Below are 26,072 nucleotides of genomic sequence, written 5' to 3'. Positions count from 1 at the left end.
CTATTAATTTATGCACAGCGAGAATTGGGATGACCTTAGATTTGTGCTGGCGGTGGCCGATCACGGTTCGGTCTCGGCGGCGGCGCGGGCGCTTGGGGTGAACCACGCAACGGTGCTGCGCCGGGTGGCCGCCTTCGAGGAGCGCCAGGGCGCGACCCTCTTTGATCGCACGCAAGCGGGTTACACGGTCGCGTCGGCGCAGGCGCATGTCATCGCGGCCCTGCGCGAGGTCGAAAGCGCGACCCTGGCCGTGCGTCGCGCCGTGGAAGGCACCCAGGCGCCGGTCTCTGGTGAGGTCAAGGTCACATCAACTGACACGGTTTGCCAGTTGATATTGCCGGAGATTCTGGAGGCCCTGCACTGCGCGGAGTCGCGGTTGCGGATCAACCTGATCAGCTCGAATGCGCATCTCGACATGGCGCGCATGGACGCCGATATCGCGGTGCGGGCGGCTCTTTCGTTGCCCGATGACCTGATCGGCGTGGCGGCGGCCTCGCTGAGTTTCGCCGTCTACGCATCGGCAGAGACCGTCGAGGGCTGGCTGGGTCTTGGCGGCAACCTGGCGGGCTCGGCGCCGGGGGCCTGGATGTCAAAAGGGGGCGTGGCCGCGCAAGACATCGTGGCGGTTTCTGATAGCTTTCTGACATTGGCGCAGATGGCGCAGGCCGGGATGGGGCGCTGCGCGCTCCCGCGATTCGTCGGCGACGCGACGCCTGGCCTTCGCCGCTTGGTCAGCGGGATGCCGCCACTGAAGGCAACGATTTGGGTCGCCTCGCATCGCGATTTAGAGGCCGTGCCGCGCATCCGCGCCGTGCGGGAGTTCTTGGTCGAGCAGATCGCCGCGCGCGCGACCCTTTTCGCCCCCGAAGAGGAGGCGGCGGCGCGCCGTCCGTAAACCTGCCGCCACACCGCAGAAAGATGGAGGTGTAGCGCCTGTGTCAGCCGCCGGTAAAGCGCACCTTGCCGATATGCGGCAGGTTGCGGTTGCGCTGCGCGTAGTCGATGCCGTAGCCCACGACGAACTCGTCCGGGATCTCAAAGCCGGTCCAGGTGGCCTTGATGTCCACTTCGCGACGCGACGGCTTGTCGAGCAGCGCGATGGTCTCCAGCCGTCTAGGCTTGCGCGTGTTAAGAAGCTCAGTGACGTGCTTTAGGGTAAAGCCCGTATCAACGATATCCTCGACCAGCAGCACGTCGCGCCCGCCGATCTCGCCGCGCAGATCCTTGAGGATGCGCACCTCGCGGCTGCTCTCCATGCCGTCGCCGTAAGAGGACGCCTCAAGGAAATCCACTTCTACGGGCAGGTCCAGCTCGCGCACCAGATCCGCGATGAACACGAAAGAGCCACGCAGCAGCCCCACGATGATCAGCTTGTCGGTGCCCTTAAAACTGGCCCTTATCTCTTTGGCCATTGCCTCGATCCGTGCGGCAATGGACTTGGCCGAGATCATCTCGTCGATCACATATTCAGGCTGCGCCATCCTGCCCCTCTTGTAATTTCGTCGCTGCTCGCCGACATGGCCGGGCAGGACTGTAACGAACGAAGACGCCCATGCCCACCCATTCGGAGACCAAATTCCTACCTTATTCGGCCAGCCAGATGTACGCGCTTGTGGCCGATGTTGCGCGCTATCCTGAATTCCTGCCCTGGTGCGCGGCGGCGCGGGTGAAGTCTATTGTGCCGGACGGCGAGGCAGTGGTGATGCAGGCCGACCTGGTGATCTCGTTCAAGGTCTTCCGCGAGAAGTTTGGCAGCCGCGTCACCCTATGGGAGGAGGCGCGCAAGATCGACACACGCTATATTGACGGGCCCTTCCGGCATATGGTCTCGAGCTGGGCCTTCCGCGAGGCCGAGGGCGGCTGCGAGGTCGATTTCCACGTCGATTTCGAGTTCAAGAACGCCATCCTGCAATCGGTGATCGGGCTGGTGTTCAACGACGCCATGCAGCGCGTGGTGCGGGCGTTCGAGCGCCGCGCCGTGGAGCTTTACTCCTAGTTTCGAATTTTGCTGCGCAAAATCCGACCGTTGCGAGGGGGCTTTGCCCCCTCGCGCTCCCCCAGGATATTTATAGAACCGGAGAAGGGGAGAATCAGCGCATGGTCACAGAGCGGTTGGTGGAGTTTGCCTGCGGGCCGGTGGAAGGCGAAGCCGCCCTTGCGATGATGCGGCTTTCGCTCATGGACTGGGCCGCCTGCGGGATTGCGGGCGCCGGTGAGCCGGTGGCGCGGATCGTCCGCGAGATGGCCTTGGAAGAAGGCGGCGCCGCGCAGGCGGCCTTATTTGGCGGAGGGCGTGCTCCGGCGCGGGCCGCGGGGCTGGTCAACGGGACCATCAGCCACGCGCTTGACTATGACGACACGCATTTTGGGCATATCGGCCACCCCTCGGTGGCGGTGATCCCCGCGGCATTGGCGATTGGCGAGCGGGGCGGCGCGTCAGGACGCGCGATCCTAGAGGCGGCCTTGGTCGGCGCGGAGGTCTCGATCCGTGTAGGGATGTGGTTGGGGCGGGACCATTATCAGACCGGGTTCCATCAAACCGCAACGGCGGGGGCCTTTGGGGCCACCGCGGCGGCGGGGCGGCTCTTGCGGCTGAGCCCGGGCCAGATGGCGCAGGCGCTAGGGCTGGTGGCCACACGCGCCTCTGGGCTGAAATCGCAGTTCGGTACGATGGGAAAGCCCTATAACGCCGGTCTGGCGGCCGCGAGTGGCGTGGAGGTGGCGCTGTTGGCCGCGCGCGGGTTCGTGTCGAACCCGCAGGCCTTGGACGGGCCGCAGGGCTTTGGCCCGACCCATACGGGGCAGGGGGATCTAAGCGCTTTCGACGGGCTCGGCTCTGTGTGGCGCATGGAGGCGGTCAGCCACAAGTTCCACGCCTGCTGCCATGGATTGCATGCGATGCTCGAGGCTTTGGCCGAGATCGCCCCGCATGTGAGCGCCGTGGACGCGGTAGAGGTCACCACCCACCCGCGCTGGCTCAGCGTGTGCAACATCGCGGCCCCGCGCACCGGGCTGGAGGCGAAGTTCAGCTACCGGCTTACGGCGGCGATGGCGCTGAGCGGCCTGAGCACGGCCGCGTTGGGGAGCTTCTCGGAGCGCACGGCGCGCGATCCGGCTCTGGCAGGTCTGAGCGACAAGGTGCGGGTGGACACGGATGCTGCATTGCCCGAGACCGCGGCGCGCGTCCGAGTCCACGCGGAGGGGGGCTGGCATGCGGCAGAGCACGACCTGGCCGCACCGATGACACTGCAGGATCGCGCGGCGAAGCTGCGCCGCAAGTCGGCTGCCCTGCTGGGCGAGGCGCGGGCCGACGCGCTTTGGCAGGCCACGCAAAGCGACGACCTATCAGCGCTTCTGGCGCAGATTGTTTCGCCCCAGGCGCCGGGTTAACCATAGGTTCACGCCCAGCCGCCGCTGTCCAGTTTTCGACATATTGCTCTGTCTTCCAGGCCTCATAGGCAAGTACGGAGACGTGAATGATTAATGCAATAGCCAGTCCCTTCGCGCAGCCAGACACGGCGCGAATCTCCGCCGCGGCCCGACGCGAGGCCGCGGATAATGACAAACCGAAACCGGCCACCGGCACGCCGGAAGGCCCGGCGGCCGCAAAGGAGGCCAGCGAGCCGAACCCCTATGTCAAGGAGGCCAGCAAGACGGCGGAGGCCGATAACTCGATCAAGGCCAAGATCGCGCGCGCGGTGGCCGAGGGCCAGGCCGAGGCCCATGCCAAACGCAATGAGGGGTTTGAGAAATCCGACGAGGCCCGTCAGGATCTGCTTGAGCAGATCGGCGATTCTAAGACGCCGAAGGAGATCGTCGTCTCGGCGGAAATGTCGGCCCGCGCCGCGCGCGAGGCCTATGGCGGAAGCGAGGTGATGCGCTCAGTGACTGACCTACAAAAGCCGGGCGATCCGGCGGTATTGACCCAGCAAGACATCGCACGGGCGCGGGAGGCGGCCGAGAGCTTTGATGCGGCCAAGTCCATCTATGACGGCGCGCAGGCGCAAACTGCCTTGGAGCTTGTGCGCTAACCCGCGCGCCCCCGCTCCTAATAGAGACCGCCGCGCCCTTTGCCCAGGCGCGGCGGTCCATTCTGCATGGCGGGACGGCTTACGACGTCAGGTCGTAGGCGCGCTCGCCATGCGCGGCGATGTCCAGCCCGTTGGTCTCGTCCTCCTCGCTGACCCGGATCGGGAACACCGCCTTGGCGACAAACACGATCACCGTGGTGATCACCAAGGTCCAGACGCCGACCACCGCCAGGCCGGTCAACTGCGAGGCCCAGGCCGCATGGCCAAAGATCGCCAGCATCACGATGCCGAACATGCCGCCCACACCGTGCACCGCAAAGACATCCAGCGTGTCGTCGATATTCATGATGTCTTTAACAAGCTTGCAGGCCTCCTGGCACAGCACACCCGCAATCGCGCCGATCGCCAGCGCCTCGACCGGGCCGACCGAGCCCGAGGCGGGCGTGATCGACGCCAGGCCCGCGATCGTGCCGGTGACCATGCCCACCAGGCTCGCCTTGCCGTATTTGATCCGCTCCCAGAGCGCCCAGGTCAGCGAGGCCGTAGCCGCCGAGATATGCGTCACCGTCAGCGCCATCGCGGCGGTGCCGTCGGCGGCCAGCTGCGAGCCTCCGTTGAAGCCGAACCAACCGACCCACAGCATCGCCGCGCCGATCATCACCATGCCGGGGCTATGCGGCGGGGTGGTCTTGTTCTGACGCGCGCCCAGGAAGAAGGCCACGACCAGGGCCGCCAGGCCCGCCGTCTGGTGCACAACGATGCCGCCGGCAAAGTCGTTAACGCCCTCGGCCACCCAGGAGCCCTCACCTCCGGCCAACAGGCCTCCGCCCCAGATCCAATGCGCCACCGGCGCGTAGCAGATCAGCATCCACAGCGCCGAGAACAGCATCACAAAGCCAAAGCCGATCCGCTCGACATAGGCGCCGACGATCAGCGCGGGCGTGATGATCGCAAAGGTCATCTGGAAGGCAAAGAATAGGACCTCTGGGATCGTGCCCGAAACCGTGTCGGCGTCCACGCCGCTCAGAAAGGCCTTGCCCAGCCCGCCCCAGTAAAGCCCGCCATCGCCAAAGGCGATAGAATATCCCGCGACAAGCCAAAGCACGCTCATCAGGCAGGCAATGCCAAAGCACTGCATGAAGACGCTCAGCACGTTGCGCGCGCGCACCAGCCCGCCGTAAAACAGCGCCAGGCCCGGCAATGTCATGAACAGCACCAGCGCTGTTGCCACGATGATCCAGGCGGTATCCGCTCCGACCATATTAATCTCCCTTTTAATCCCCAAGAGTTTTCAGTGCGCCGCTTGAAGCGGCGCAACGGTGCTTTTGGAAGCGATATGGTGCCTACTCTTTGTGCGATTCATAGATCGCGCTCAAAATGAGCGCGTAAATTGGATATGTGATTAAATAATATACGAAACTAAGAAAGCGCGGCGATCAATAAATCCAGAGCGTAATCCCGAGCGGCCTCACGGACCTTTGCGCGCCCCAGCGCTCCGAACTCTACCGTGAAACTGCGAAACCCCTCCGCCTCGCCGGCCACACAGAAACACACGCGCCCCTCGGGCTTGTGCTCTGATCCGCCTGGCCCGGCGATACCGGTGATCGACACCGCATGTGTCGCCTCGCCGGCCGACAGGGCGCCGGACGCCATTTCGATAGCGACCTCCTCGCTGACCGCGCCGAATTTCTCGAGGGTCTGCGCGCGCACCCCCAGCATCTCGGCCTTGGCGTCATTGGAATAGGTGACGAAGCCGCGATCAAAGATCTCGGAAGAGCCCGGCACGTCTGTGATTGCGGCCGCGACCATGCCGCCGGTGCAGCTTTCCGCGGTCGTCAGCACCGCGCGCGCTTCTTTTGCGAGCAAAAGAAGGGTCTCTGCGCGGCTCATACCCGGCGCCTTAACGTTTTGTTTACCAGCAAAGTTTCCCCCTCCCTACCACCCTTTATGGTTTGGCGATTCGGTGAAGATATAGTTTATTCTGTCGAAATTGGATGCAATCGGGCGGGGTGCGTCTCAGAGCCCCAGCGCCCCATGAGACAGCCAGGCCAGCCCGCCCACGCAGATCGCCGCGGCCACCCCGGCCAGCAGGTCGTCCAGCATCACCCCCAATGGCGTGTTCATCCGGTCGGCCCAACCGATCGGGCCGGGCTTTAGGATGTCAAAGAGCCGAAACAGGACAAAGCCCGCCAAAAGCCCGGGCCAGAGCCGCCAGATCTCGACGCCCGCATGGCCCGCTCCCAGGGATACGGGCCATAGGGTCAACCACATGCCCGCAACCTCGTCGATGACAACCTCGCTGGGGTCGTGGTTGGCTTGCCCGCGGGTGATCTCCGCGGTTGCCCACCAGCCAAGGATTGCGACCCCCAGGGTCGCCGCCGCCAGCAAGGTGATCCCCCCGGCCCAATGCAAAAGGATCGCGGCGGGCACCGCCGCCGCCGTGCCCCAGGTGCCGGGCGCCCAAGGCAGGTATCCCACGCCAATGAAGGTGGCGATCAGGCGGCTCATTTGATCAGCACCGCAGAGGCCTGGGCCGCGATGCCCTCACCGCGGCCGGTAAAGCCCAGCCGCTCAGACGTGGTGGCCTTCACGCTAATGCGCTCGGCGGCCAGTTCCATGATCTCGGCCATGCGCGCCTGCATCGCGGCCGCATGGGGGCCAATCTTGGGGCGCTCGCAGATGATCGTGACGTCTATATTGCTGATCCTAAACCCCTTCTCGGCAGCGCGGCTCACCGCATGGGCCAGGAAAGTGGCGCTGTCCATGCCCTTCCATTGTGGGTCGCTGGGCGGGAAGTGCCGCCCAATGTCGCCATCCGCCAGGGCGCCGTATATGGCATCGGTCGCCGCATGCATGGCCACATCGGCGTCAGAGTGCCCCTGCAGCCCGCGGTCATGCGGCACCGCCACGCCGCAGAGCATCACATGATCCCCCGGCCCAAACCGGTGCACGTCAAACCCATTGCCCATACGGATGTCCATCTCGCCCCCTAGCATGGCCTCGGCGCGGGCGAAATCCTCGGGCCAAGTGAGTTTCATATTGCGCTCCTCGCCCGGTACCAGCGCGACTTCAAGCCCCGCCGCACGGGCGATCTCGACATCATCGGCGGCGTCCCCGTCAAAGGCGCGATGCGCCTCCAGGATGGCCTGCAACGCAAATCCCTGAGGGGTCTGGGCGCGAAAAAGCCCGGACCGGTTTTGCGTGCCCTGCACGACGCCGTCGCCTCCGCGCCAGAGTGCGTCGGTCACGGGCAGGGCAGGGGCGGCGCCCGCTGAGCCCGCCAGGGCGGCTTTCACCGCGTCGATCACCTGCGCGCTTACCAAGGGCCGTGCGGCGTCATGGATCAAGACATGCGTTATGTCAGAGCCCTCAAGCGCCTCGAGCCCGCGTAGCACAGAGGCCGCGCGGTTGGCGCCCCCGGCAACTACCTGGGCGTTAGGGAATAGTTCGGCGCGGTGCATCTCGGAAGGGTGCAGCACCAGCACGATCTGCGCCACCTTGCCGTGAAACGCCGCAACGCTGCGCTGCGCCACGGTTTTTCCGGCCAGGGCGCGCCATTGTTTCGGGGTGCCGCCACCGGCGCGTTCGCCGCGCCCGGCGGCCACGATCACGGCGGCGAATTGCGTCCCATCACTCATGGCGGCTCTCTAGGCCGTGCAGTCTCGGATGGCAATCCGGCCCGCGCACGGGAATGTTTGCCTAAATTGTGGGCAAATTGCGTTTCTGGCCGAAGAGTTGGGCGCGTAACATTGCTATCCAAGTCGCTGCACTCTAACTAAAACGCTGTAACTGCCCAAGGAATGAGCACCTGAACATACAAGTGGCACATCTGGCGCTTTCGCCGCCTGTGTTCCTGGCCCCAATGGCCGGGATCACTGACGTGCCATTTCGTCGGCTTGTCGCGTCCTTCGGGGCGGGCTTGGTGATTTCCGAGATGGTGGCCAGCCAGGAGATGGTGCAGGCCAAGCCAGGCGTGCGCGAGCGTGCCGAGCTGGGCTTTGGCGCGGGGCAGCGTACCGCGGTGCAGCTTGCCGGGCGCGACGCCTATTGGATGGCCGAGGCCGCGCGCATGGTGGCCGCCAACGGCGCGGAGCTGATCGACATCAATATGGGCTGCCCTTCCAAGAAGGTCACCGGCGGTATGTCGGGCTCGGCTCTGATGAGGGACTTGGACCATGCGCTGAGCCTGATCGAAGCCGTGGTCGACGCGGTGGAGGTGCCGGTGACGCTCAAGACCAGGCTGGGCTGGGACGATGAATTGCTGAATGCGCCGGAGCTGGCGCGGCGCGCGCAGAACGCCGGCATCCAGATGATCACCATCCATGGCCGCACGCGGTGCCAGTTCTATAAGGGCCGCGCGGATTGGGGCGCGATCCGCGCCGTCAAGCAGGCGGTGGATATCCCGGTGATCGCCAATGGCGACATCTGCGGGCCGCAGGACGCCCGCGCGGCGCTGGCCGCTTCGGCGGCGGATGGCGTGATGGTGGGGCGCGGGGCGCAGGGGCGCCCCTGGCGCATCGCCGAGATCGCCGCAGAGCTCTATGGCGCGCCGCGGCCCGAAATCCCCTCGGGCGATGCTTTCGCAGATTTGGTGGTGGGCCATTACGAGGCTTCGCTGTCCTTCTACGGTGCCACGCTGGGCGCGAAGGTGATCCGCAAGCATCTGGGCTGGTACATGGATGTTGCGGGCACGCCGAAGGCGCTTCGCCAGGCGGTGCTGACCCAGCGCGACCCGGCGATCGCGATGCGGCTGCTGCGCGAGGCTTTCACGCAAACCCAGGAGACCGCCGCATGAGCCCGCTCTCTGACGCGATCTGGAACTCGCTGCCGGTCCCGGCCTTCGTTCTGGATGGCGATGACATCATCACAGAGGCCAACCCGCCCGCCGAGCAGTTCCTGAACTCCTCGGCGCGCTCCCTGCGGGGGCAGCCCGTCTTTGACCGGCTGGCGATTGATGCGCCGCTAGAGGAGGCCTTTGCCCGCGTGCGCAAGGACCTCTCGCCGCTGTTTATCAACACGGTGGACGTCTCGGGCGGCAACGCCGCGCCGGTGATGTGCAACATCCAGATCGGGCCCATCACGGGCATGCCGGGATACGTGCTCTTGATGATGGAGCCGCGCCAGATCGCGGACCGCCTGGGCCGGGCGCATAACGTCAACTCGGCGGCGAAGTCGGCCATTGGCATGGCCGAGATGCTGGCCCATGAGATCAAGAACCCGTTGGCGGGGATCACCGGCGCGGCGCAGCTTCTGAGCATGAACCTAGAGCCCGGCGACCAAGAGCTGACCGACCTCATCGTGGCCGAGAGCCGCCGCATCGTGGCGCTTCTGGACCAGGTGGAGCAGTTCGGCAACCTGCGCCCGCCAGAGCGCAAGCCGGTCAACGTGCACGATATCCTGGACCGGGCGTTGAAATCCGCCGCGGTGGGATTCGCTGCGAGCATGAGGATCATCGAGGATTTCGACCCCTCGCTGCCGCCGACATATGCGGACGGGGATCAGCTGTTGCAGGTGTTCCTCAACCTGCTGAAGAACGCCGCGCAGGCCGCGGGCCCGCAGGGCGGCACGATCCGCCTGCACACCTTCTATGACATGTCGCTGCGGCTGCGGCGCAAGGACGGCACCGGCAATGCGCTGCCGCTGCAGGTCGAGGTGATCGACGACGGGCCGGGCCTGCCGTCAGAGATCGCGGCCGACATCTTTGAGCCCTTCGTATCGGGGCGCGAGAACGGCACCGGGCTGGGCCCGGCGCTGGTGAGCAAGATAATATCAGACCATGACGGCTGGATAGATGTGGACAGTGCGCCGGGGCGCACGATCTTCCGCATCTCTTTGCCGGTGATGCCCAAAGGGTAAGGAGACTAAGAAGATGGACGGAACTGTCCTTGTAGCAGATGACGACCGTACGATTCGAACTGTTTTGACTCAGGCTCTGACGCGTGCGGGCTGCAAGGTGCATGCCACAAGCTCGATGGTGACGCTGATGCGCTGGGTCGAGGAGGGCAAGGGCGACCTGGTGATCTCGGACGTGGTGATGCCCGACGGGAATGGCCTGGACGCGCTGCCCACCATCAACGAGGAGCGCCCCGGCCTGCCGGTGATTGTGATCTCGGCGCAGAACACCATCATGACCGCGATCCAGGCCGCCGAGAAGGAGGCCTATGACTACCTGCCCAAACCCTTCGACCTGCCGGACCTGATGAAACGCGCCGCGCGGGCGCTGGACATAAAGCGGCGCGTTCCCGCGGCGAAGGCCGAGACCGGGGCGCCGCAGGACGACCTGCCTCTGGTGGGGCGCACGCCGGCGATGCAGGCGCTCTACCGGCTGGTGGCGCGGGTGATGAACACCGACCTGCCGGTTCTGATCACCGGCGAGAGCGGCACCGGCAAGAGCCTGATCGCCCGCGCGGTGCATGACTTCTCGGACCGGCGCACGCTGCCCTTCGTGGTGGTCAGCGCCATGGACCTGGCCTCGATCGAGGGCCCGGCGCAGGTGCTGAGCCGCGCCAAGAACGGATCCATCCTGTTTGACGAGATCGGCGACCTTGACGAAGAGGCGCAGGGCCGCATCGTGCGCATGCTCGACAGCCTCACCGACAACGCGCCGCGGATCATGGCCACAAGCCAGGCCAATCTAGACCTTAAACTAGAGAGCGGCGCGTTCCGTCAGGATCTTTACTATCGCCTGGGCGGTGTTGCGATGTCAGTGCCCTCCCTGCGCGAACGTGTGGACGACATCCCCCTGCTGGCCGAGCACTTCCTGGGCCGGGCCGAGCGCGAGGGGCTGCCGCAGCACCGTTTGGCCAGCGACGCGATGGAGATGGTGCGCACCTATAGCTGGCCCGGGAATGTGCGCCAGCTGGAGAACGCCATCCGGCGCCTCGCCGTAACCTCGACCGAGGAGGAGATCACCGCCTCCGAGGTGCAGACGGTCCTGGGCAACCAGCCCGCGATGGAGCCCGCCCAGGGCGGCGAGGCCGACAAGTTGGGCGGTTCGGTGGCCAAGCACCTGCGGCGCTACTTTGATTTGCATGGCGGGGTGCTGCCGCCGCCGGGCCTTTACGGGCGAATCCTGCGCGAGATCGAGCTGCCTCTGATCGAGATCGCACTGGACGCGACGGGCGGAAATCAGGCGAAATGCGCCGATCTGCTGGGAATCAACCGAAATACGCTGCGGAAAAAGATAACGGACCTCGATATCCGCGTGACACGTCGCAGAAAATTGATGTAAAACCGCAACAGAAGAGTGACCATCGCGCAGCAGCGCGCATAACGGTCACCATATTTGGCGGCAATGGCGCAGCGCGCGTCAACATCATGGGGTGGCAAGTCCGTGCGAGCGGCGGTGACCAGTCTCACTTGGGATACAGTTTTGCGGCTTCGCCGTACCCGGCGCGTGCAGAACGCGGCGACCTTGGGGCTTGTGGTTCTGGGGCCGATCCTGGCGGTTGCGACCTTCCTAGTGCTGGGACCGCTGGATCAGGGCGCCAACTCGCAGACGCTGCGCTTCGTGCTGTTGGCCGACTTCATTTACATCCTCGTTGTTGCGGCGCTCCTCCTGCAGCGCGTCGGCGCGATTGTGGCGGCGCGGCGGGCGCAATCGGCGGGCTCGCGGCTGCATCTGCGGCTGACCGGCGTGTTCGCGATCATGGCGCTGATGCCGGCGGTGCTGGTGGCGGTGTTCTCGTTTCTGACGATCAACCTTGGCCTCGAGACTTGGTTCTCCGAGCGCGTGCGCTCGGTTGTCGGCGCGTCGCTAACCGCGGCGCAGGCCTATGAGGCGAACGAGCGCGAGGCGTTGACCGAGGACGCGCAGCTTCTGGCGGGTTTCCTGGCCCGTTACCGCCAATCGAACCGCAATCTCGCCGAAGCTGACATGCGCCAGACCCTGGCGCAGGGGCAGGTGCTTGTACAGCGCGGCCTCAGCGAGACCTTCTTGATCGATGGCGCGGGCGAGATCCGATTGCGCGGCGAGGGCAGTTACCTGTTTGACTATGAACAGCCCAATGTCGCGCAGATTCAGCGGGCGGCGGCGGGCGAAGTCGTGCTGATTGCCGACCTCGCGATCAACGAGTTCCGCGCGTTGATCGCCATTGAGGGCTTTCTGGACCGGTACCTCTACATCACGCGCACGGTGGACGGGGACATCCTCGAGCTGCTCGACGACACGCAAGAGACCGCCAAGTATTACCAGCAGCAAGAGCAGGAGCGCGGGCAGGTTATCTTTGACTTTGCGCGCATCTATCTGGCCTTCGGGGTGATCCTGATCCTGGCCGCGGTCTGGCTGGGCCTGTGGTTCGCGGAACGTCTTGCACGGCCCGTTGGGCGCCTGGCGGGCGCGGCGCAGCGGGTCGGGGCGGGTGATCTGGACGTCCGCCTGGAGGAGGAGCGCGGCGACGACGAGATCGCCATGCTGGGCCGCGTCTTCAATCAGATGACCAAGCAGCTGAAGCTGCAGCGCGACACGTTGCTGGAGAATAACGCACAGATCGAGCGTCGACGGCGGCTGTTCGATTCGGTGCTGTCCTCGGTCACCGCAGGCGTCGTGGGCTTGGATGTGGACGGGCAGATCACCTTCATCAACCGCTCGGCGCAGAAGCTTCTGAAGCTGCCCGCGGGCGCGCATGACGGCGCAATCGAGGATGTCGTGCCGGAGTTCTTCGACCTCTTCCGGCGCCTGAGCGACGGCCGGGGCACCGCGGCGCAAAAAGAGATCAAGATGGTGCGCCAGGGCAAGCTTGAGAACTTTTTGGTTCGTATCGCATTGCGCCGCAGCGCCGACGGCACGCGCGAGGGCTACGTGATTGCTTTCGACGATGTCACCGACCTGGTCAGCGCGCAGCGCATGGCCGCCTGGGGCGATGTGGCCCGCCGCATCGCGCATGAGATCAAGAACCCGCTGACGCCGATCCAGCTCTCTGCGGAGCGGCTGAAACGCAAATACACCCCCAAGCTTGACGAGCAAGAGGCCGAGAACCTGGCGCAGATGACCGACGTGATCGTGCGCCAGACCAACGATCTGCGCCGCATCGTTGACGAATTCTCGAAATTCGCGCGCATGCCAGAGCCGGTGCGGCGGCGCGAGGACCTGACGCAACTGGTGCGCGACGCGGTGCTGTTGCAGTCAGACGCGCAGCAGGATCGGGTCACCGTTGCATCTGAGCTTCCCGCAGAGCCCGTGATCGCCGAGGCGGATTCCACCATGATCGGCCAGGCCTTGACGAACCTGATCAAGAACGCCGGGGAAGCCGTTGAAACCTATCGTGAAAAATACGGTGACGCCGATCACGCCGGGCAGGTGCGCGTCGCCATGCAGACCAGCACCGAATATGCCACAATCACCATCTCGGACAATGGCGTCGGGCTGCCCGAGGACCGCGCCAAGCTCTTTGAGCCCTATGTGACCACGCGCGAAAAGGGCACCGGCCTGGGCCTGCCTATTGTGAAAAAGATCATCGAAGAACATGGCGGGCAGCTTGCGCTGACGGATGCCGAGCCTTTCGAACCCGGTGCCCGCGTAGGCGCCGCCGCTGTGATCCGCCTGCCCTTGGCAGCGGTCACGGATCCTGAGTTGCAAGAATTAAAGACAGAATAGGAGGATATTATGGGCGATATTTTAATCGTGGATGACGAGCGGGACATCAGGGAACTGATCTCTGACATTCTGGAGGATGAGGGGTATTCGACCCGATTGGCGGCGAACTCCAACGAGTGCATGGATGCGGTCGCCGATGAGGTGCCCGCGCTGATGGTTCTCGACATCTGGCTTAAGGACAGCAAGATGGACGGCATCGACATCCTAAAGGCCACCAAGCGCGATTACCCTGGCATCCCCATTGTGATCATCTCGGGCCACGGGAATATCGAGATCGCCGTGGCCGCGATCAAGCAGGGCGCCTATGACTTCATCGAGAAGCCGTTCAACATCGATCAATTGATGGTGGTGATTGGGCGCGCGATGGAGACCTCGCGCCTGCGCCGCGAGAACGTGGAGCTGAAGCGCAAGGAAGAGGGTCCCGCCGATATGATCGGCACCACCTCTGCCTTCAAGACGCTGAAATCCAACCTGGATAAGGTGACCAAGTCCAACGGCCGCGTGATGCTTACAGGCCCGGCCGGGTGCGGCAAGGAGGTCGCCGCGCGCTACATCCACTCCAACTCCAACCGTGCGGACGCGCCTTTTGTGAGCGTAAACTGCGCCTCCATTGAGCCCGAGCGCATGGAGGAGGTGTTGTTCGGGCGCGAAAGCTCGGACCGGGGCGTCGAACCAGGCCTGCTGGAGCAGGCCCATGGCGGCGTGCTTTACTTCGACGAAGTCGCGGATATGCCGCAGGGCACGCAGTCCAAGATCCTGCGCGTGCTGGTGGAACAGGCGTTCCAACGCGTCGGGGGCAATGACAAGGTGCGGGTGGATATCCGCGTTGTCACCAGCACAAACAAGGACTTGCAGGAAGAAATTGATGCGGGCCGCTTCCGCGAGGAGCTGTACCACCGGCTCAATGTCGTGCCGATCTCGGTCCCAAGCCTGGAGGAGCGCCGCGAGGACATCCCCAGCCTGGCGCGGCATTTCATCGAGAGCTTCAACCAGGCCCAGGGGCTGCCGCTGCGGGAGCTGTCCGAAGAGGCCGTGGCGCTGCTGCAAACCATGGTCTGGCCGGGCAATGTGCGCCAGCTCAAGAACGTGGTCGAGCGCGTTCTGATCCTGGGCGAAGGCACCGGCGCGATCGCCGCCAGCGAGCTGCCGCAGAACGAGGAGGCGCCGCAGGAAGAGGGCCGGGTGGTGCTGTCGGGGTCGTTGGCGACGCTGCCGCTGCGCGAGGCCCGCGAGCTGTTCGAGCGCGAATACCTGCTGACGCAGATCAACCGCTTTGGCGGCAACATCAGCCGCACCGCAAGCTTTGTGGGCATGGAACGCTCGGCGTTGCACCGCAAGCTGAAGTCGCTGGGGGTAGTGACGTCGAATAAATCAGGCAACCGGGTGGCGCATATCGAGGAAAACGCGGAAGCGTGAGGTCGGGCTAGACCTCCATCGGAGCTTGGCGCGACGCAATTTTCTTGCAAGAAAATTGCGAAACTCTTGCAAGAGTTTCTTCAGCGCGACCTGAAATGATCGCTCTATCCCACCCTCTTACCGGCGTGCGGGCCCACTTTCCTTGGAAGGAAAGTGCAAATCTCTTGCAAGAGATTTGGCGGGCCCGAACGGTCGCCACAGGCCAAAACTACCCATAGTCCAAAAACACAAAAGTCGGTACGCCGCGTTTGTCTGGCTCCACCGGGTAGGCGCATAGCTGCTTGCTGACCGGCGGCGTTGATCGCAACGCCTGGAGCAATTCTGCCTGGCTGGGTGGTCGGGGGCAGCGCGGGATGGTCTTGAACCGATATCCCAACGCCTCCAGGCAGCGCCATTCTTTGCGCTCGGCCAGGATGTCGTCGATGGCGTTCAGCGCCTCATAATCGATCTCTGTTCGGGTTCTGGTCTGGACTTCTGCACGGGCGGTGGCGCTGGACGACCCAGATGTCACCGATGCGCTGGCCCGCGCGGTGATCGTTTGCCGGGTGGGCGCCACCAGAACCACCGCAGTGTCATGGGTGACGCGCCCGCGCCGGCACTCGGTGATCCCCTTATACATATCAACGGGCCGCACACCGGGTTTGTAGTCGCCCCAATACCCCGTGGCGCATCCGGCCAGGATCAGCGGCATATGCAACGCCAGCAGAAGATGCTTCATCACGACCTTTCCCCTTGGCGCGTTGTGGTGTATCAGCTTGTATGCGCGATCCTATGGCGCGAAAGAGACATGGCTAAGATTAATGACGGGTTAATGCACATGTCCAAACCCCTCCCAACGTAAGAGCAGGCGATGAAAGTCATCATTTGCGGCGCAGGTCAGGTCGGCTGGCAGATCGCCCGGCACCTCTCGGGCGAGAAGAACGACGTCACCGTGGTGGACAACAACCCCGAGCTGGTGCGGAGGGCGACGGACACGCTGGACGTCCAAGGCGTGTCCGGTTTTGCCAGCTACCCCGATGTGCTGGACCGCGCCGGGGCGCGCGACGCGGACATGGTGATCGCGGCGACCCATTCCGACGAGGTGAACATGGTCACCTGCCAGGTGGCGCATTCGATCTTTGAGGTGCCCAAGAAGATCGCGCGCCTGCGCGGGCAGTCTTACCTGAACGCGATCTACTCGGATCTCTACCGGCGCGAGCATATGCCCATCGACGTCGTGATCAGCCCCGAGCGTGAGGTCGCCGAGGCCGCGCTGCGGCGGCTGGCCTCGCCCGCAACCTTTGACACCGAGAGCTTTCTGGACGGCAAGGCGCAGCTTATGGGGCTGGTGCTGGACGATGACTGCCCGGTGGTGAACACGCCCCTGCGGCAGCTCTCGGATCTCTTCAGCACGCTGCGCGCCATTGTGGTGGGGGTGCGCCGCAACGGCTCGTTGTTTGCGCCGGATTCCGGCGACCAGCTGTTTGTGGGCGACGAGATCTATGTCTTCGCCCATATCGAGGACACCGAACGCGCCCTAGAGATCTTCGGCAAGTCCAACAGCGCGCAGGAGCGCATCGTTGTGATCGGCGGCGGCAATGTTGGGCTGGCCGTGGCGCAGGCCCTGGAGGCGCGCGGCGCGCGCGTGCGCACCAAGGTGGTGGAGAAGAGCCGCAAGATCGCCGAGCGCGCGGCGGACGCGCTAGAGCGTACAATCGTGCTGCATGGCGACGGGCTGAACACGGAACTGCTGGAAGAGGCCAATATTAGCCGCGCGGACGCGATCCTGGCGGTGACCGATGACGACAAGACGAACCTGCTGGCCTCGGTGCGGGCCAAGTCCTCGGGCGCGAAGCTGGCGATCTGCCTGATCAACGATCCCACGATGGCCTCTTTGATGCAGCCGCTGGATATCGACGCCTTCATCAACCCGCGCACGACGACGGTCAGCTCGATCCTGCGCCACATCCGGCATGGGCGGGTGCGCGGCGTCTACTCCATTGGCGATGCGGAGGCCGAGATCATTGAGGCGCAGGTGCTGTCGACCTCTCCCATCTCCGGCCGGCTTGTGCGCGACATCGACTTTCCCGAGGGCGTGCTGATCGGCGCGATCATGAAGGGCAGCAAGGTGGTCCGGCCAACCGGGCATACCAAGATCGAAGAGGGCGACGTGATTGCGCTGTTCTCGATGGCGGCGGATGTGCCAGAGGTGGAGCGGCTGCTGCAGGTCTCGATAGACTTCTTCTAGGGATGCGGGCGCGATCCATATACCTGCCGCTGATTGTGGTGCTCGCGGGCGTGACGGCGCTGGCGATGTATGTGCCGGCGATCTTCGCCGCGGTGTCGCGGGACTGGCTGAGCGCGCGGGCGTTCTTCTATTCGGGCACAATCGTGCTGTCCCTGACGGCGATGGTGGCGTTGGCGCTGGCCAACCGCTCGCCGGCCAAATCAGAGCGCAAACCGCTGATCGACATCGTCGCGGCCTTTGTCGGGTTGCCGGTGGTCATGGCGCTGCCAGTCTGGGAGATCGGCGGCGGGGAGCTGACGCTGCTCGACAGCTATTTCGAGATGGTGTCCAGCTTCACCACCACGGGGGCCTCGGTTGTGGAGGGCCTGGTGCCAGACGCGGTGCATCTGTGGCGCGCATTGGTGGCCTGGCTCGGTGGGTTTCTGGTCTGGGTGGCGGCGGTTGCGATCCTGGCACCGCTGAGCCTGGGGGGCTTTGAGGTACTGCGCCCGCGCGCGGCGCGGTCGGAAAGCGCGTTCAGCCAGATCGCCTATACCGCCGACATATCAGAGCGGCTGCTCCATTTCGCAGCCCGACTGGCACCGATCTATAGCGGGCTGACGATCGCGTTGTGGTTCGGGCTGTTTCTGCTGGGCGATCGCGGGTTGGTGGCGCTGTGCCACGCGATGTCGACGCTCTCCACCAGTGGCATATCGCCGGTAGGCGGCCAGCCGGGCGCGTCCTCGGGCTTTGGCGGCGAGTTGCTGATCTTGGTCTTCTTCGCCTTCGCCCTGTCGCGGCGCACCTTCAGCCGCGAGGCCACGTCCGCGGGGGATCGCTACTTCTGGTCCGATCCAGAACTGCGACTGGGGCTGCTGCTGGCGGCGACCGTGTCTGGGATGCTGTTCCTGCGGCACTGGGTCGGTGCGGTGGAGGCTCAGCAGGACAGCGGCGGTTGGCTGGACGGCTTGCGGGCGCTTTGGGGCGGGGCCTTTACCGTCCTTTCCTTTATGACGACCACCGGGTTTGAAAGCGCCAGTTGGGAGCAGGCGCGCGACTGGTCGGGTCTGCGCACGCCGGGGCTGATCTTTCTTGGGCTGGCGCTTGTCGGTGGCGGGGTGGCTACCACGGCGGGCGGGGTAAAGTTGTTGCGGGTGCATGTGCTCTACCGGCACGGCCAGCGCGAGCTGGAGCGGCTGGTGCATCCAAGCTCTGTCGGTTCCGTCAGCGGCGGCCTGCGCAGCGAGTGGCGGCAGGGCGCCTTCATGGCGTGGATATTCTTTATGCTGTTTGCGCTGTCGGTCGCGGTGGTCATGTTGGCGCTGTCATTGACGGGAATCGGCTTCGATTCGGCGGTCGTATTGACGATTGCCGCATTGTCTACAACTGGACCATTGGCAAATGTTGCGGTTGACCAAGTGTTGATCTATTCTACCCTGACGGATGCAGCGAAACTTATTCTTTCGGCGAGTATGATTCTTGGACGACTTGAAACACTGGCGATTATTTCGCTATTCAACCCAGAGTTCTGGCGCAACTGACTTCGTTAAGCTTCGTTTCTTTGCGTCAGGCTGTTCATATTTTTGCGCAATAAACAACGATAGTTTGTATTCTGCGTGCAAGATTCCCGTTGAATTCGTGGCCCCGGACATAATACCTCACCTAAAAGGGGTGGAAACTTGCTGTTTCCCGAACCATAATCGCGCAAGCCATAAAGCGGTGCCAAGCCGCGAGGCAGAGAATAAAAAAGGGCGAAGAATCCATGGCTGCTGATAAGCAGAGTTTGCAAGATGCATTTCTGAATCATGTTCGGAAAACCAAGCTTTCGGTGACGATCTTTCTGGTCAACGGCGTGAAGCTGCAGGGAGTGATAACGTGGTTTGACAATTTTTGTGTGCTGCTTCGGCGCGACGGGCAATCACAGCTCGTCTACAAACACGCGATCTCTACCATAATGCCGGCGCAGCCGATCAATTTGTATGACGGCGAAGAGTAGCGCGTGAGAGAGATCGAGGTCGCAGATACCTGCGCCTGGGTTCTACATCCGGAGATACAGAACGCACCGCGCAGCCGCGCGGCCGAAACCGCTCTTGAAGAGGCGGTTGCTTTGGCCGTTGCGCTGCCGGGACTGGCCGTTGCGGGCGCCGAGGTGGTGCGGATATCCAAGCCGCATCCAGGACAGCTTTTCGGCTCGGGCAAGGTTGCAGAGCTCGCTGAGCGGTTGCACGACGCCGAGGTCGAGCTGGTTCTAATCGACGGACCGTTGAGCCCGGTGCAGCAGCGCAATCTAGAAAAAGCCTGGAAGGTGAAGATCCTTGATCGGACCGGGTTGATCCTAGAGATCTTCAGCGACCGCGCCCGGACCCGCGAGGGCGTGCTGCAGGTCGAGATGGCCGCGCTCAGCTATCAGCGCACCCGCCTGGTGCGGGCCTGGACCCACCTGGAGCGCCAGCGTGGCGGCTTGGGCTTTGTCGGCGGGCCCGGCGAGACCCAGATCGAGGCTGATAGGCGCGCCATTGACGACCAGCTCGGGCGGCTCAGACGCCAGCTAGAGAAGGTTGTCAGAACCCGCACCCTGCACCGCGCCGCGCGCAAGAAAGTGCCGTTCCCCATCGTCGCGCTGGTGGGCTACACCAACGCCGGGAAGTCCACGCTGTTCAACCGCATGACCGGAGCCAAGGTGATGGCCAAGGACATGCTGTTCGCCACGCTGGACCCAACGATGCGGCGCGTGACGCTGGCCACCGGGCGCGAAGTGATCCTCTCGGACACGGTGGGGTTCATCTCGGACCTGCCGACGCAGCTCGTGGCGGCCTTCCGCGCGACCCTCGAAGAGGTGCTGGAGGCCGATCTCATCCTGCATGTGCGCGACATCGCCGATGCCGAGACCGAGGCCCAGGCCGAGGATGTGGCCTCGATCATGGGCGATCTGGGCGTGAATGAGGACGTCAAGCAGCTTGAGGTGTGGAACAAGCTCGACCTTCTAGAGGGCGAGGCGCGCGAGACCGTCGAGACCCAGGCCGGGCGGCGCGACGACGTGCTGGTGACCTCGGCGCTGACGGGGCAGGGGCTAGACGCGCTGACCGAGGCCATCGAGGCCGCGCTGGCCGAGAAAAGCTTTGACGAGGCGCTAGAGCTGCCCTTCAGCGCGGGACGCGCACGCGCCTGGCTGCACGATCAGGGCGTGGTCCTCTCGGAAGAAACGGGCGACACGGGGTTCCGCTTGGAACTGCGCTGGTCTGGCGCGCAACGTGACAAGTTTCATGCGGGGCCGGGCGCGGATTTATCGCCTTAATTCAATCGCTTGGTCGCGAGGGGGCTTTTCCCGCTCCGGCGGGGCGGGAATTGCAGAGAGCCTATAGCGTCCCGCCTATCACTTGAGCCATCAGACAAAGGCTGGACGCGCGGAAGCTGTTGATAGGGTGCGCGCGCTGCCAAATGCTGTGGTGACTCGGGTTTTTTGCGATCCGCTGTCGTGTCATTCCGGGCGTTTACGACCAAACGCTCCGCATCTCCGGTGAACGGATTTGCAAGCGCCGCCGCCGATCACTGCCGCAGGCCAGAGGCCTTGTCGAAGCGGTGCACGCGTTCTGGCGCCGCTGTGAACTGCATGGCGCTGGTGTCCGCGCCCTCGGGCAGCGTCTCCATTTTGGCGATGAACTCGGTCCCATCCGTGGCGACCATATGCGCCAGCACATGCTCGCCCAGGTTCTCGATCAGATCCAAGCGCGCGGTGACGATTGCCTCGCTCGGCTCGCAGACGCGCAGATGCTCTGGGCGGATGCCTACGAGCAGCGCGTCCTCCGACCCGCCGCGCAGGTCCGCGGGGGCAGTTGCGGCCAGCGCCGAGGGCGCAAAGAAGTTCATCTTGGGGCTGCCGATGAACTGCGCCACAAAGGTGTTCTTGGGTCGCTCGTAGAGGTCGACCGGAGCGCCGACCTGTTCCACGCGGCCATCGCGCAGCACCACGATCTTGTCGGCAAGCGTCATCGCCTCGACCTGGTCGTGGGTGACGTAGATCATCGTGGTCCCCAGCCGTTTATGCAGCCGCGCGATCTCTAGGCGGGTCTGCACCCGCAGGGCCGCGTCGAGGTTGGACAGCGGCTCGTCGAAGAGGAAGACCTCGGGCTCGCGCACGATGGCGCGACCGATGGCCACCCGCTGGCGCTGGCCGCCGGACAGCGCCTTGGGCGTGCGCTCCAGGTAGTCGGTGATATGCAGGATCTCGCCCGCGGCGCGCACGCGCTTGTCGATCTCGGCCTTGTCCATCTTGGCCTGCTTCAGACCGAAGGCCATGTTGTTATAGACCGTCATATGCGGGTAAAGCGCGTAGGTCTGGAACACCATCGCGACGCCACGCTTGGCGGGGGCCACCTCGTTGACCACGGTGCCGCCGATCTCGATCGTGCCGTCCGAGATATCCTCAAGTCCCGCGATCATCCGCAGAAGCGTGGACTTGCCGCAGCCCGAGGGGCCGACGAAGACCACGAACTCGCCGTCTTGGATGTCCAGGTCGACCCCATGCATCACCTGGGTGTCGCCGTATCGCTTGATCACTTGTTCGATGGTTACGCTGGCCATGTCTCTTCCATCTCATTGATTGCGGTGAGGATACCTGGTGCAAATTCGGGATAGGTTTCGGGCAGATCGGCCCAAAGCGCGCCGCTGCGCGCCATGGCCTCTTCCTGGCCAGGCGCCAGAAGCGGGGCGAGCGTATCCCAGAAGGGCTCGGTATAGGGGATCGGCATTGCTCCGGCGGCGATGCGGCGCGCGTAGACATACCAGCTTGCCACGCAGTCATAGCCGCGCGTGGGCGAGATGCCCTGCGCCAGGCAGCCCTCTAGCGTGGGGCGGATGAAGACCTGCATCTTGGTCCAGCCGTCCATGCAGATCCGCGCCAGGTCGTCGGCGATGGCGCGGTTGCCGAAGCGGGCGGCGATCTCGGCCAGATAGGCGTGGCGGTCAAAGGGCAGCTCTAGCGCCAGCCCCGGCAGCACGTTCTCTGTCTCGTAGGCGTCGAAATGCGCCCGCAGGGCCGGGTCAAGCATCGCCTGGTCAAAGGTCTGGTGCCCGGCCAAGGCGCCGAGATAGCACAAGCCCGTATGCCCGCCGTTCAGGATGCGGATCTTGGCCTCCTCATAGGGATGCACATCGGCGACTACCTGCACGCCGACCTGCGCCAGGTCGGGGCGCGGCCCGGCAAAGCGATCCTCGACCACCCATTGGATGAAGCTCTCGCCATGGATCGGGGCCAGGGCGCGGCCTGGATAGGCCGCGGTCACCTCGGCGATCAGGGTCTCGCTTGTGCGCGGCGTGATCCGGTCGACCATCGAGCAGGGGAAGGTGGCGTTCTCGCGCACCCATTCGGCCAGATCGTCCCGTCCCAGAGCCGCGAGATAGGTCAGAAAGCTCCGCTCCAGGATCCGGCCATTCTCGCGGATGTTGTCACAGCATAGGATCGTGACCGGCATGCCGGTCACCGCGGCCCGAAGGGTCAGCGCGCGGGTCAGATAGCCGTAGACCGACGCCGGCGCTCCGCCGGCGATCTCGGCGGCGATCGTCGGGTCCTCGCGATCCAGATCGCCATTCGTGTCCAGGAAATAGCCGCTCTCGGTGACGGTCATCGAGATGATGTGCACGCTCTCTCGGGCGGCCAGCTCCTCCGCCCTGGCGGGCGTCTTCGCCCAATCCTCGAACGCCACATGCGGACGGATAAGCTGATAGCGCAGCTGGTCCTCGGGCGAGGTGGTCTTGAGCAAATACCCGTCCCGCGCCTCGCGCGCCGCCACAAAGCCAGCGCTGTCGCCGCCGCGCAGGTTCACCGCCGCGATGCCCCAATCCAGATCCCCTGAGGCCTGCATATAGGCATCCAAGTAAACCGCCATATGGGCGCGGTGAAACGCGCCGTAGCCTAGATGCACAATGCCGATCTTGGCCGCGTCACGGTCGTAGGTCGAGGCGTCAAGCCGCGGCTGGGTCTGCAGGTTCATCGCCTCACATCCTCAGCACGTTGCCGCCATCGACGCTGAGCGTCTGCGCGGTGATATAGTCGGACTGCGCGCTGGCCAGGAACACGGCCACGCGGGCGATCTCGAAGGGGCGCCCCATATGGCCCAGCGGCACCGCCTCGCCGACCTCGCGTTTCTTCTGGCCGATCTCTTTGCCTTCGAAGCGGGCAAAGAGCGCGTCCACCTCTTTCCACATTGGCGTGTCCACCACGCCGGGGCTGATGGCGTTCACGCGGATCTTATGCGGCGCCAGGGCCAGGGCGGCGGATTGGGTGTAGCTGATAACCGCGGCCTTGGAGGCGCAGTAATGCGCAACCAGCGCCTCGCCGCGATGCCCCGCCTGGCTGGCGAGGTTGATGATCGAGCCTCGCGTGCCCGTGGCCACCATCGACTTGGCCGCGGCCTGCATCAGTGCGTACATCGCCCGCACATTCAGGCCGAACAGGCGGTCATACTGCGCCAGGTCGGCCTCCAGAACAGAGCCCATGTCGAACAACGCCGCGTTATTGACGAAGACATCCGGCTGCGCGGAGGCGATCCAGTCGCAGGCCGCGGCCAGCCCGTCCTCGCTGAGCAGATCAAAGGCCTGGTAGTCTGCGGGCAGCCCGGGATCGGCGCCGACATCTGTGGCAAAAACGCGGGCGCCGAGGGCGGCGTAATGCTCGACAATGGCCGAGCCGATGCCGCCTGCCGCGCCGGTGACGACGCAGGTCTTGCCCGCAAGGTTGGTGGGGGCCGGATCGAACGTCATTTCACTGCTCCGAATGTTAGGCCCTGCACGAGCTGTTTTTGGCAGAACCAGCCGAGCACCACGATGGGCCCCACTGCCGCTGCCGAGACGGCGGATAGGCGGCCAAAGAACAGTCCCTCCGGCGCGCGGTTACCCTCGATCAGCTTGGATAGCGTCGCCGCCTCAGTCGTCGTCAGGCGCACGGTCCAATAGGCCTCGTTCCAGCAGAAGATAAAGCACAACAACGCGGTGGAGGCCACGCCGCCCCAGGCCAGCGGGATCAGGATGTCCTTGATCTCGCCCCAGGTCGAGACGCCGTCCATCTTGCCCGCCTCGATGATCTCCTTAGGGATCTCCTTGAAATAGGTAAAGAGCATCCAGATCACGATGGGCAGGTTGATCAGGCATAAGACCACGATCACCAGGAAATGCGTGTCGTAGATCCCCAGGAAGTTCTTGGTCAGGAACGTCATCGGGTAAAGCACCGCCGCCGCGGGCAGCATCTTGGTCGACAGCATCCACATCAGGATGTCTTTGGTCGCGCGGGTGGGGTTGAACGCCATCGCATAGGCGCAGGGCACGCCCACGATCAGCGCGAACAGCGTGGCGAAAACGCTGGTGATGACCGAGTTGATGGCAAAGCGCCAATAGTCATAGTTCTCGGTCATGTTGATGTAGTTCTCCAGCGTCGGCGTGAAGAAGATCAGATGCTCGGGCTTCACCGCGTCGGCGTCGGTCTTGAAGCTGGTGAAGACCAGCCAGAAGATCGGGAAGAAGAAGATGATCGCGATGGTCCAGGCCAGGATGGGCCAAAGCACGCGGCTCAGTCGGGATTCTTGTGCGACGATCGCCATGGTTACATGCCTCCTTGCAACGCGCCTGGGCAGCGGCCGACCTGGAGGTCGCTATGGGAATGATGTTGGGCGCAATCCATGCGCCAGGCAAAGCCAGGTTTCCGTAAGACGCGCGGTTGCACGGCTTGGGTCCCGTTGCATCTGGTGCCGGCAAGCGCGGCTGCGCGCAGGCTCATCGTTGGCCCGGGATGGCACGAGTTGTTGGCGCTTTGGTCCTGTGTCACTGCGATGCCCCCCTCAATCCATCAATGTTTTGCCGACCATCCGAAGCAGGAAGATCGCGATTACGTTGGCAAGGATCACGGCGAAGATGCCCGCAGCAGAGGCCGCGCCGATGTTGTTGGTGGCGAACTCGCCGATCAGGTAGGGCAGGTTCTTGTTGCCGTTGCCGCGGCTGACGATCTCGATCTCGGCGTAGAGCGACAGGTGAAAGATCGCCTGGATCATCACCACGATGGCGATGGGGCGGCCCAGATGCGGCAGCGTCAGGTTGCGGAACATCGACCACTTGCCCGCGCCGTCCAGGATGGCGGCCTCCTTCTGCTGCTGGTCCTCGGATTGCAGCGACGTCATGAAGATCAGCACCGCAAAGGGCGTCCACTGCCAGGTGACCATAATGATCACGGCGTAGGCGCTGGTCTGCGTGGCGCGGAAGCTGATCGGAGAGAGCTCTGGCCAGAGCGAGAAGAACCCGCCCAGCACCGGGAAGTCCCGCAGCCCGTCGATCATCTCATTCAGGCCCGCCACGGCGATCCCCTGCAGGCCCAGCACCGGGTCCAGGATCATGTTGATCCAAAGTACCGCGTTCACCGCGGGCATCACGAAGAAGGGCGAGATCAGCAGCACCCGCACGATGCCGCGACCGGGGAAGCTGCGGTTGACCAGGATCGCAATCGCCAGCCCGAAGATCACGGTGAAGACGACAATGGAGGTCACGATGAAGACCGAGTTGTAGATCGCCAGCCAGAACCCGTCATTGTTCCAGACGAACTGGTAGTTGCCAAAGCCGCGCCAGTTGTCGATCGACGGCGAGGTCCATTCCGGGCGGCGCAGGCTGTTCAGCACGTAGCGGATGAACGAGAAGAAAAGCGTCATTCCCAGGGGGACGAGCATCCAGACCAGCAGCAGAAGAACCGCGGGGGTCTGTAGCAGGCGAGGAAGCGTTCTGTCGGACATGGCTCAACTATACCCTTGGCAAAGCGAAAGGCGCAGGACGTTAGCGGCGAGGCGGA

Annotated in this window: 24 protein-coding genes; 13 read left to right on the top strand and 11 right to left on the bottom strand. The window is 64.2% G+C overall.

Features of this window, described 5'->3' with window-relative positions; translation table 11 throughout:
* Window positions 1-10: 10 nt before the first annotated feature.
* Complete coding sequence (locus AIOL_RS11515) at window positions 11-895, top strand: LysR family transcriptional regulator (RefSeq protein ID WP_049643106.1); 885 nt, start codon at window positions 11-13, stop codon at window positions 893-895.
* 43 nt (window positions 896-938) lie between these two features.
* Here the strand turns inward: AIOL_RS11515 and hpt are convergent, their stop codons facing one another.
* Window positions 939-1,481 carry a hypoxanthine phosphoribosyltransferase gene (hpt, locus tag AIOL_RS11510; RefSeq protein ID WP_049643105.1) on the bottom strand — a complete coding sequence of 181 codons (543 nt, stop codon included), beginning with the start codon at window positions 1,479-1,481 and terminating at the stop codon, window positions 939-941.
* A 71-nt stretch (window positions 1,482-1,552) separates the two neighbouring features.
* Between hpt and AIOL_RS11505 the strand changes: the two genes are divergently transcribed.
* The 3 genes from AIOL_RS11505 to AIOL_RS11495 all read left to right on the top strand — a co-directional run bounded on the left by AIOL_RS11505 (window position 1,553) and on the right by AIOL_RS11495 (window position 4,031).
* Window positions 1,553-1,996, top strand: a complete 444-nt coding sequence (locus tag AIOL_RS11505) for a type II toxin-antitoxin system RatA family toxin (protein WP_049643104.1) — start codon at window positions 1,553-1,555, stop codon at window positions 1,994-1,996.
* 101 nt (window positions 1,997-2,097) lie between these two features.
* A complete protein-coding gene (locus AIOL_RS11500) occupies window positions 2,098-3,390 on the top strand; it encodes an MmgE/PrpD family protein (RefSeq protein ID WP_049643103.1) in 1,293 nt (430 codons plus the stop codon).
* A gap of 86 nt (window positions 3,391-3,476) precedes the next feature.
* Window positions 3,477-4,031 carry a hypothetical protein gene (locus AIOL_RS11495; protein WP_049643102.1) on the top strand — a complete coding sequence of 185 codons (555 nt, stop codon included), beginning with the start codon at window positions 3,477-3,479 and terminating at the stop codon, window positions 4,029-4,031.
* A gap of 79 nt (window positions 4,032-4,110) precedes the next feature.
* Here the strand turns inward: AIOL_RS11495 and AIOL_RS11490 are convergent, their stop codons facing one another.
* From AIOL_RS11490 to AIOL_RS11475, 4 genes are all read right to left on the bottom strand, one after another.
* The gene (locus AIOL_RS11490; protein WP_049643101.1) at window positions 4,111-5,292 is read right to left on the bottom strand and encodes an ammonium transporter; all 1,182 of its coding nucleotides are present in this window, start codon (window positions 5,290-5,292) and stop codon (window positions 4,111-4,113) included.
* A gap of 158 nt (window positions 5,293-5,450) precedes the next feature.
* Window positions 5,451-5,921 (bottom strand): CinA family protein, encoded by a 471-nt coding sequence (locus AIOL_RS11485; RefSeq protein WP_049643100.1) that lies wholly within the window; start codon window positions 5,919-5,921, stop codon window positions 5,451-5,453.
* A 126-nt stretch (window positions 5,922-6,047) separates the two neighbouring features.
* The gene (locus AIOL_RS11480; protein ID WP_049643099.1) at window positions 6,048-6,539 is read right to left on the bottom strand and encodes a phosphatidylglycerophosphatase A family protein; all 492 of its coding nucleotides are present in this window, start codon (window positions 6,537-6,539) and stop codon (window positions 6,048-6,050) included.
* Window positions 6,536-7,669, bottom strand: coding sequence for a bifunctional 2-C-methyl-D-erythritol 4-phosphate cytidylyltransferase/2-C-methyl-D-erythritol 2,4-cyclodiphosphate synthase (locus AIOL_RS11475; RefSeq protein WP_049643098.1), 1,134 nt, complete (start codon window positions 7,667-7,669; stop codon window positions 6,536-6,538). Before AIOL_RS11475 ends, AIOL_RS11480 begins: the two co-directional genes overlap by 4 nt.
* Window positions 7,670-7,893: 224 nt before the next feature.
* Between AIOL_RS11475 and dusB the strand changes: the two genes are divergently transcribed.
* From dusB to ntrX, 5 genes are all read left to right on the top strand, one after another.
* On the top strand, window positions 7,894-8,826 hold the full coding sequence (dusB, locus tag AIOL_RS11470) for a tRNA dihydrouridine synthase DusB (RefSeq protein WP_235438986.1): 933 nt from the start codon (window positions 7,894-7,896) through the stop codon (window positions 8,824-8,826).
* Window positions 8,823-9,887, top strand: coding sequence for a two-component system sensor histidine kinase NtrB (locus tag AIOL_RS11465; RefSeq protein WP_049643096.1), 1,065 nt, complete (start codon window positions 8,823-8,825; stop codon window positions 9,885-9,887). Before dusB ends, AIOL_RS11465 begins: the two co-directional genes overlap by 4 nt.
* Window positions 9,888-9,900: 13 nt before the next feature.
* Window positions 9,901-11,262: a sigma-54-dependent Fis family transcriptional regulator gene (locus AIOL_RS11460; RefSeq protein ID WP_049643095.1), complete on the top strand. Its 1,362-nt coding sequence runs from the start codon at window positions 9,901-9,903 to the stop codon at window positions 11,260-11,262.
* 63 nt (window positions 11,263-11,325) lie between these two features.
* Window positions 11,326-13,626: a sensor histidine kinase NtrY-like gene (locus AIOL_RS11455; RefSeq protein ID WP_152912494.1), complete on the top strand. Its 2,301-nt coding sequence runs from the start codon at window positions 11,326-11,328 to the stop codon at window positions 13,624-13,626.
* 9 nt (window positions 13,627-13,635) lie between these two features.
* Complete coding sequence (ntrX, locus tag AIOL_RS11450) at window positions 13,636-15,042, top strand: nitrogen assimilation response regulator NtrX (protein ID WP_049643093.1); 1,407 nt, start codon at window positions 13,636-13,638, stop codon at window positions 15,040-15,042.
* Window positions 15,043-15,250: 208 nt separating this feature from the next.
* On the opposite strand, the gene AIOL_RS11445 is transcribed toward ntrX, so the two are convergent.
* Window positions 15,251-15,760: a hypothetical protein gene (locus AIOL_RS11445; protein ID WP_049643092.1), complete on the bottom strand. Its 510-nt coding sequence runs from the start codon at window positions 15,758-15,760 to the stop codon at window positions 15,251-15,253.
* Between the two features lie 132 nt (window positions 15,761-15,892).
* Between AIOL_RS11445 and trkA the strand changes: the two genes are divergently transcribed.
* From trkA to hflX, 4 genes are all read left to right on the top strand, one after another.
* Window positions 15,893-17,269, top strand: coding sequence for a Trk system potassium transporter TrkA (trkA, locus tag AIOL_RS11440; RefSeq protein ID WP_049643091.1), 1,377 nt, complete (start codon window positions 15,893-15,895; stop codon window positions 17,267-17,269).
* A gap of 2 nt (window positions 17,270-17,271) precedes the next feature.
* Window positions 17,272-18,789 (top strand): TrkH family potassium uptake protein, encoded by a 1,518-nt coding sequence (locus AIOL_RS11435; RefSeq protein WP_049643090.1) that lies wholly within the window; start codon window positions 17,272-17,274, stop codon window positions 18,787-18,789.
* A 221-nt stretch (window positions 18,790-19,010) separates the two neighbouring features.
* Window positions 19,011-19,244: an RNA chaperone Hfq gene (gene hfq, locus AIOL_RS11430; RefSeq protein WP_049643089.1), complete on the top strand. Its 234-nt coding sequence runs from the start codon at window positions 19,011-19,013 to the stop codon at window positions 19,242-19,244.
* A gap of 3 nt (window positions 19,245-19,247) precedes the next feature.
* Complete coding sequence (hflX, locus tag AIOL_RS11425) at window positions 19,248-20,543, top strand: GTPase HflX (RefSeq protein ID WP_082152549.1); 1,296 nt, start codon at window positions 19,248-19,250, stop codon at window positions 20,541-20,543.
* A 251-nt stretch (window positions 20,544-20,794) separates the two neighbouring features.
* Here hflX and AIOL_RS11420 read toward each other — a convergent pair whose 3' ends face one another.
* The 5 genes from AIOL_RS11420 to AIOL_RS11400 form a co-directional block, all read right to left on the bottom strand.
* Window positions 20,795-21,829 (bottom strand): ABC transporter ATP-binding protein, encoded by a 1,035-nt coding sequence (locus tag AIOL_RS11420; RefSeq protein ID WP_049643088.1) that lies wholly within the window; start codon window positions 21,827-21,829, stop codon window positions 20,795-20,797.
* Window positions 21,817-23,238, bottom strand: a complete 1,422-nt coding sequence (locus tag AIOL_RS11415; protein WP_049643087.1) for a mannitol dehydrogenase family protein — start codon at window positions 23,236-23,238, stop codon at window positions 21,817-21,819. The genes AIOL_RS11420 and AIOL_RS11415 overlap by 13 nt, the downstream gene beginning before the upstream one ends.
* A gap of 4 nt (window positions 23,239-23,242) precedes the next feature.
* A complete protein-coding gene (locus tag AIOL_RS11410) occupies window positions 23,243-24,007 on the bottom strand; it encodes an SDR family oxidoreductase (protein WP_049643086.1) in 765 nt (254 codons plus the stop codon).
* The gene (locus AIOL_RS11405) at window positions 24,004-24,840 is read right to left on the bottom strand and encodes a carbohydrate ABC transporter permease (protein WP_049643085.1); all 837 of its coding nucleotides are present in this window, start codon (window positions 24,838-24,840) and stop codon (window positions 24,004-24,006) included. The genes AIOL_RS11410 and AIOL_RS11405 overlap by 4 nt, the downstream gene beginning before the upstream one ends.
* A gap of 237 nt (window positions 24,841-25,077) precedes the next feature.
* Window positions 25,078-26,016, bottom strand: a complete 939-nt coding sequence (locus tag AIOL_RS11400) for a carbohydrate ABC transporter permease (RefSeq protein WP_049643084.1) — start codon at window positions 26,014-26,016, stop codon at window positions 25,078-25,080.
* Window positions 26,017-26,072 lie beyond the last annotated feature (56 nt).

Source organism: Candidatus Rhodobacter oscarellae (assembly GCF_001078595.1).
Lineage (GTDB): Bacteria > Pseudomonadota > Alphaproteobacteria > Rhodobacterales > Rhodobacteraceae > Rhodobacter_B > Rhodobacter_B oscarellae.
This window is presented reverse-complemented; position numbering and strand designations above follow the sequence as displayed.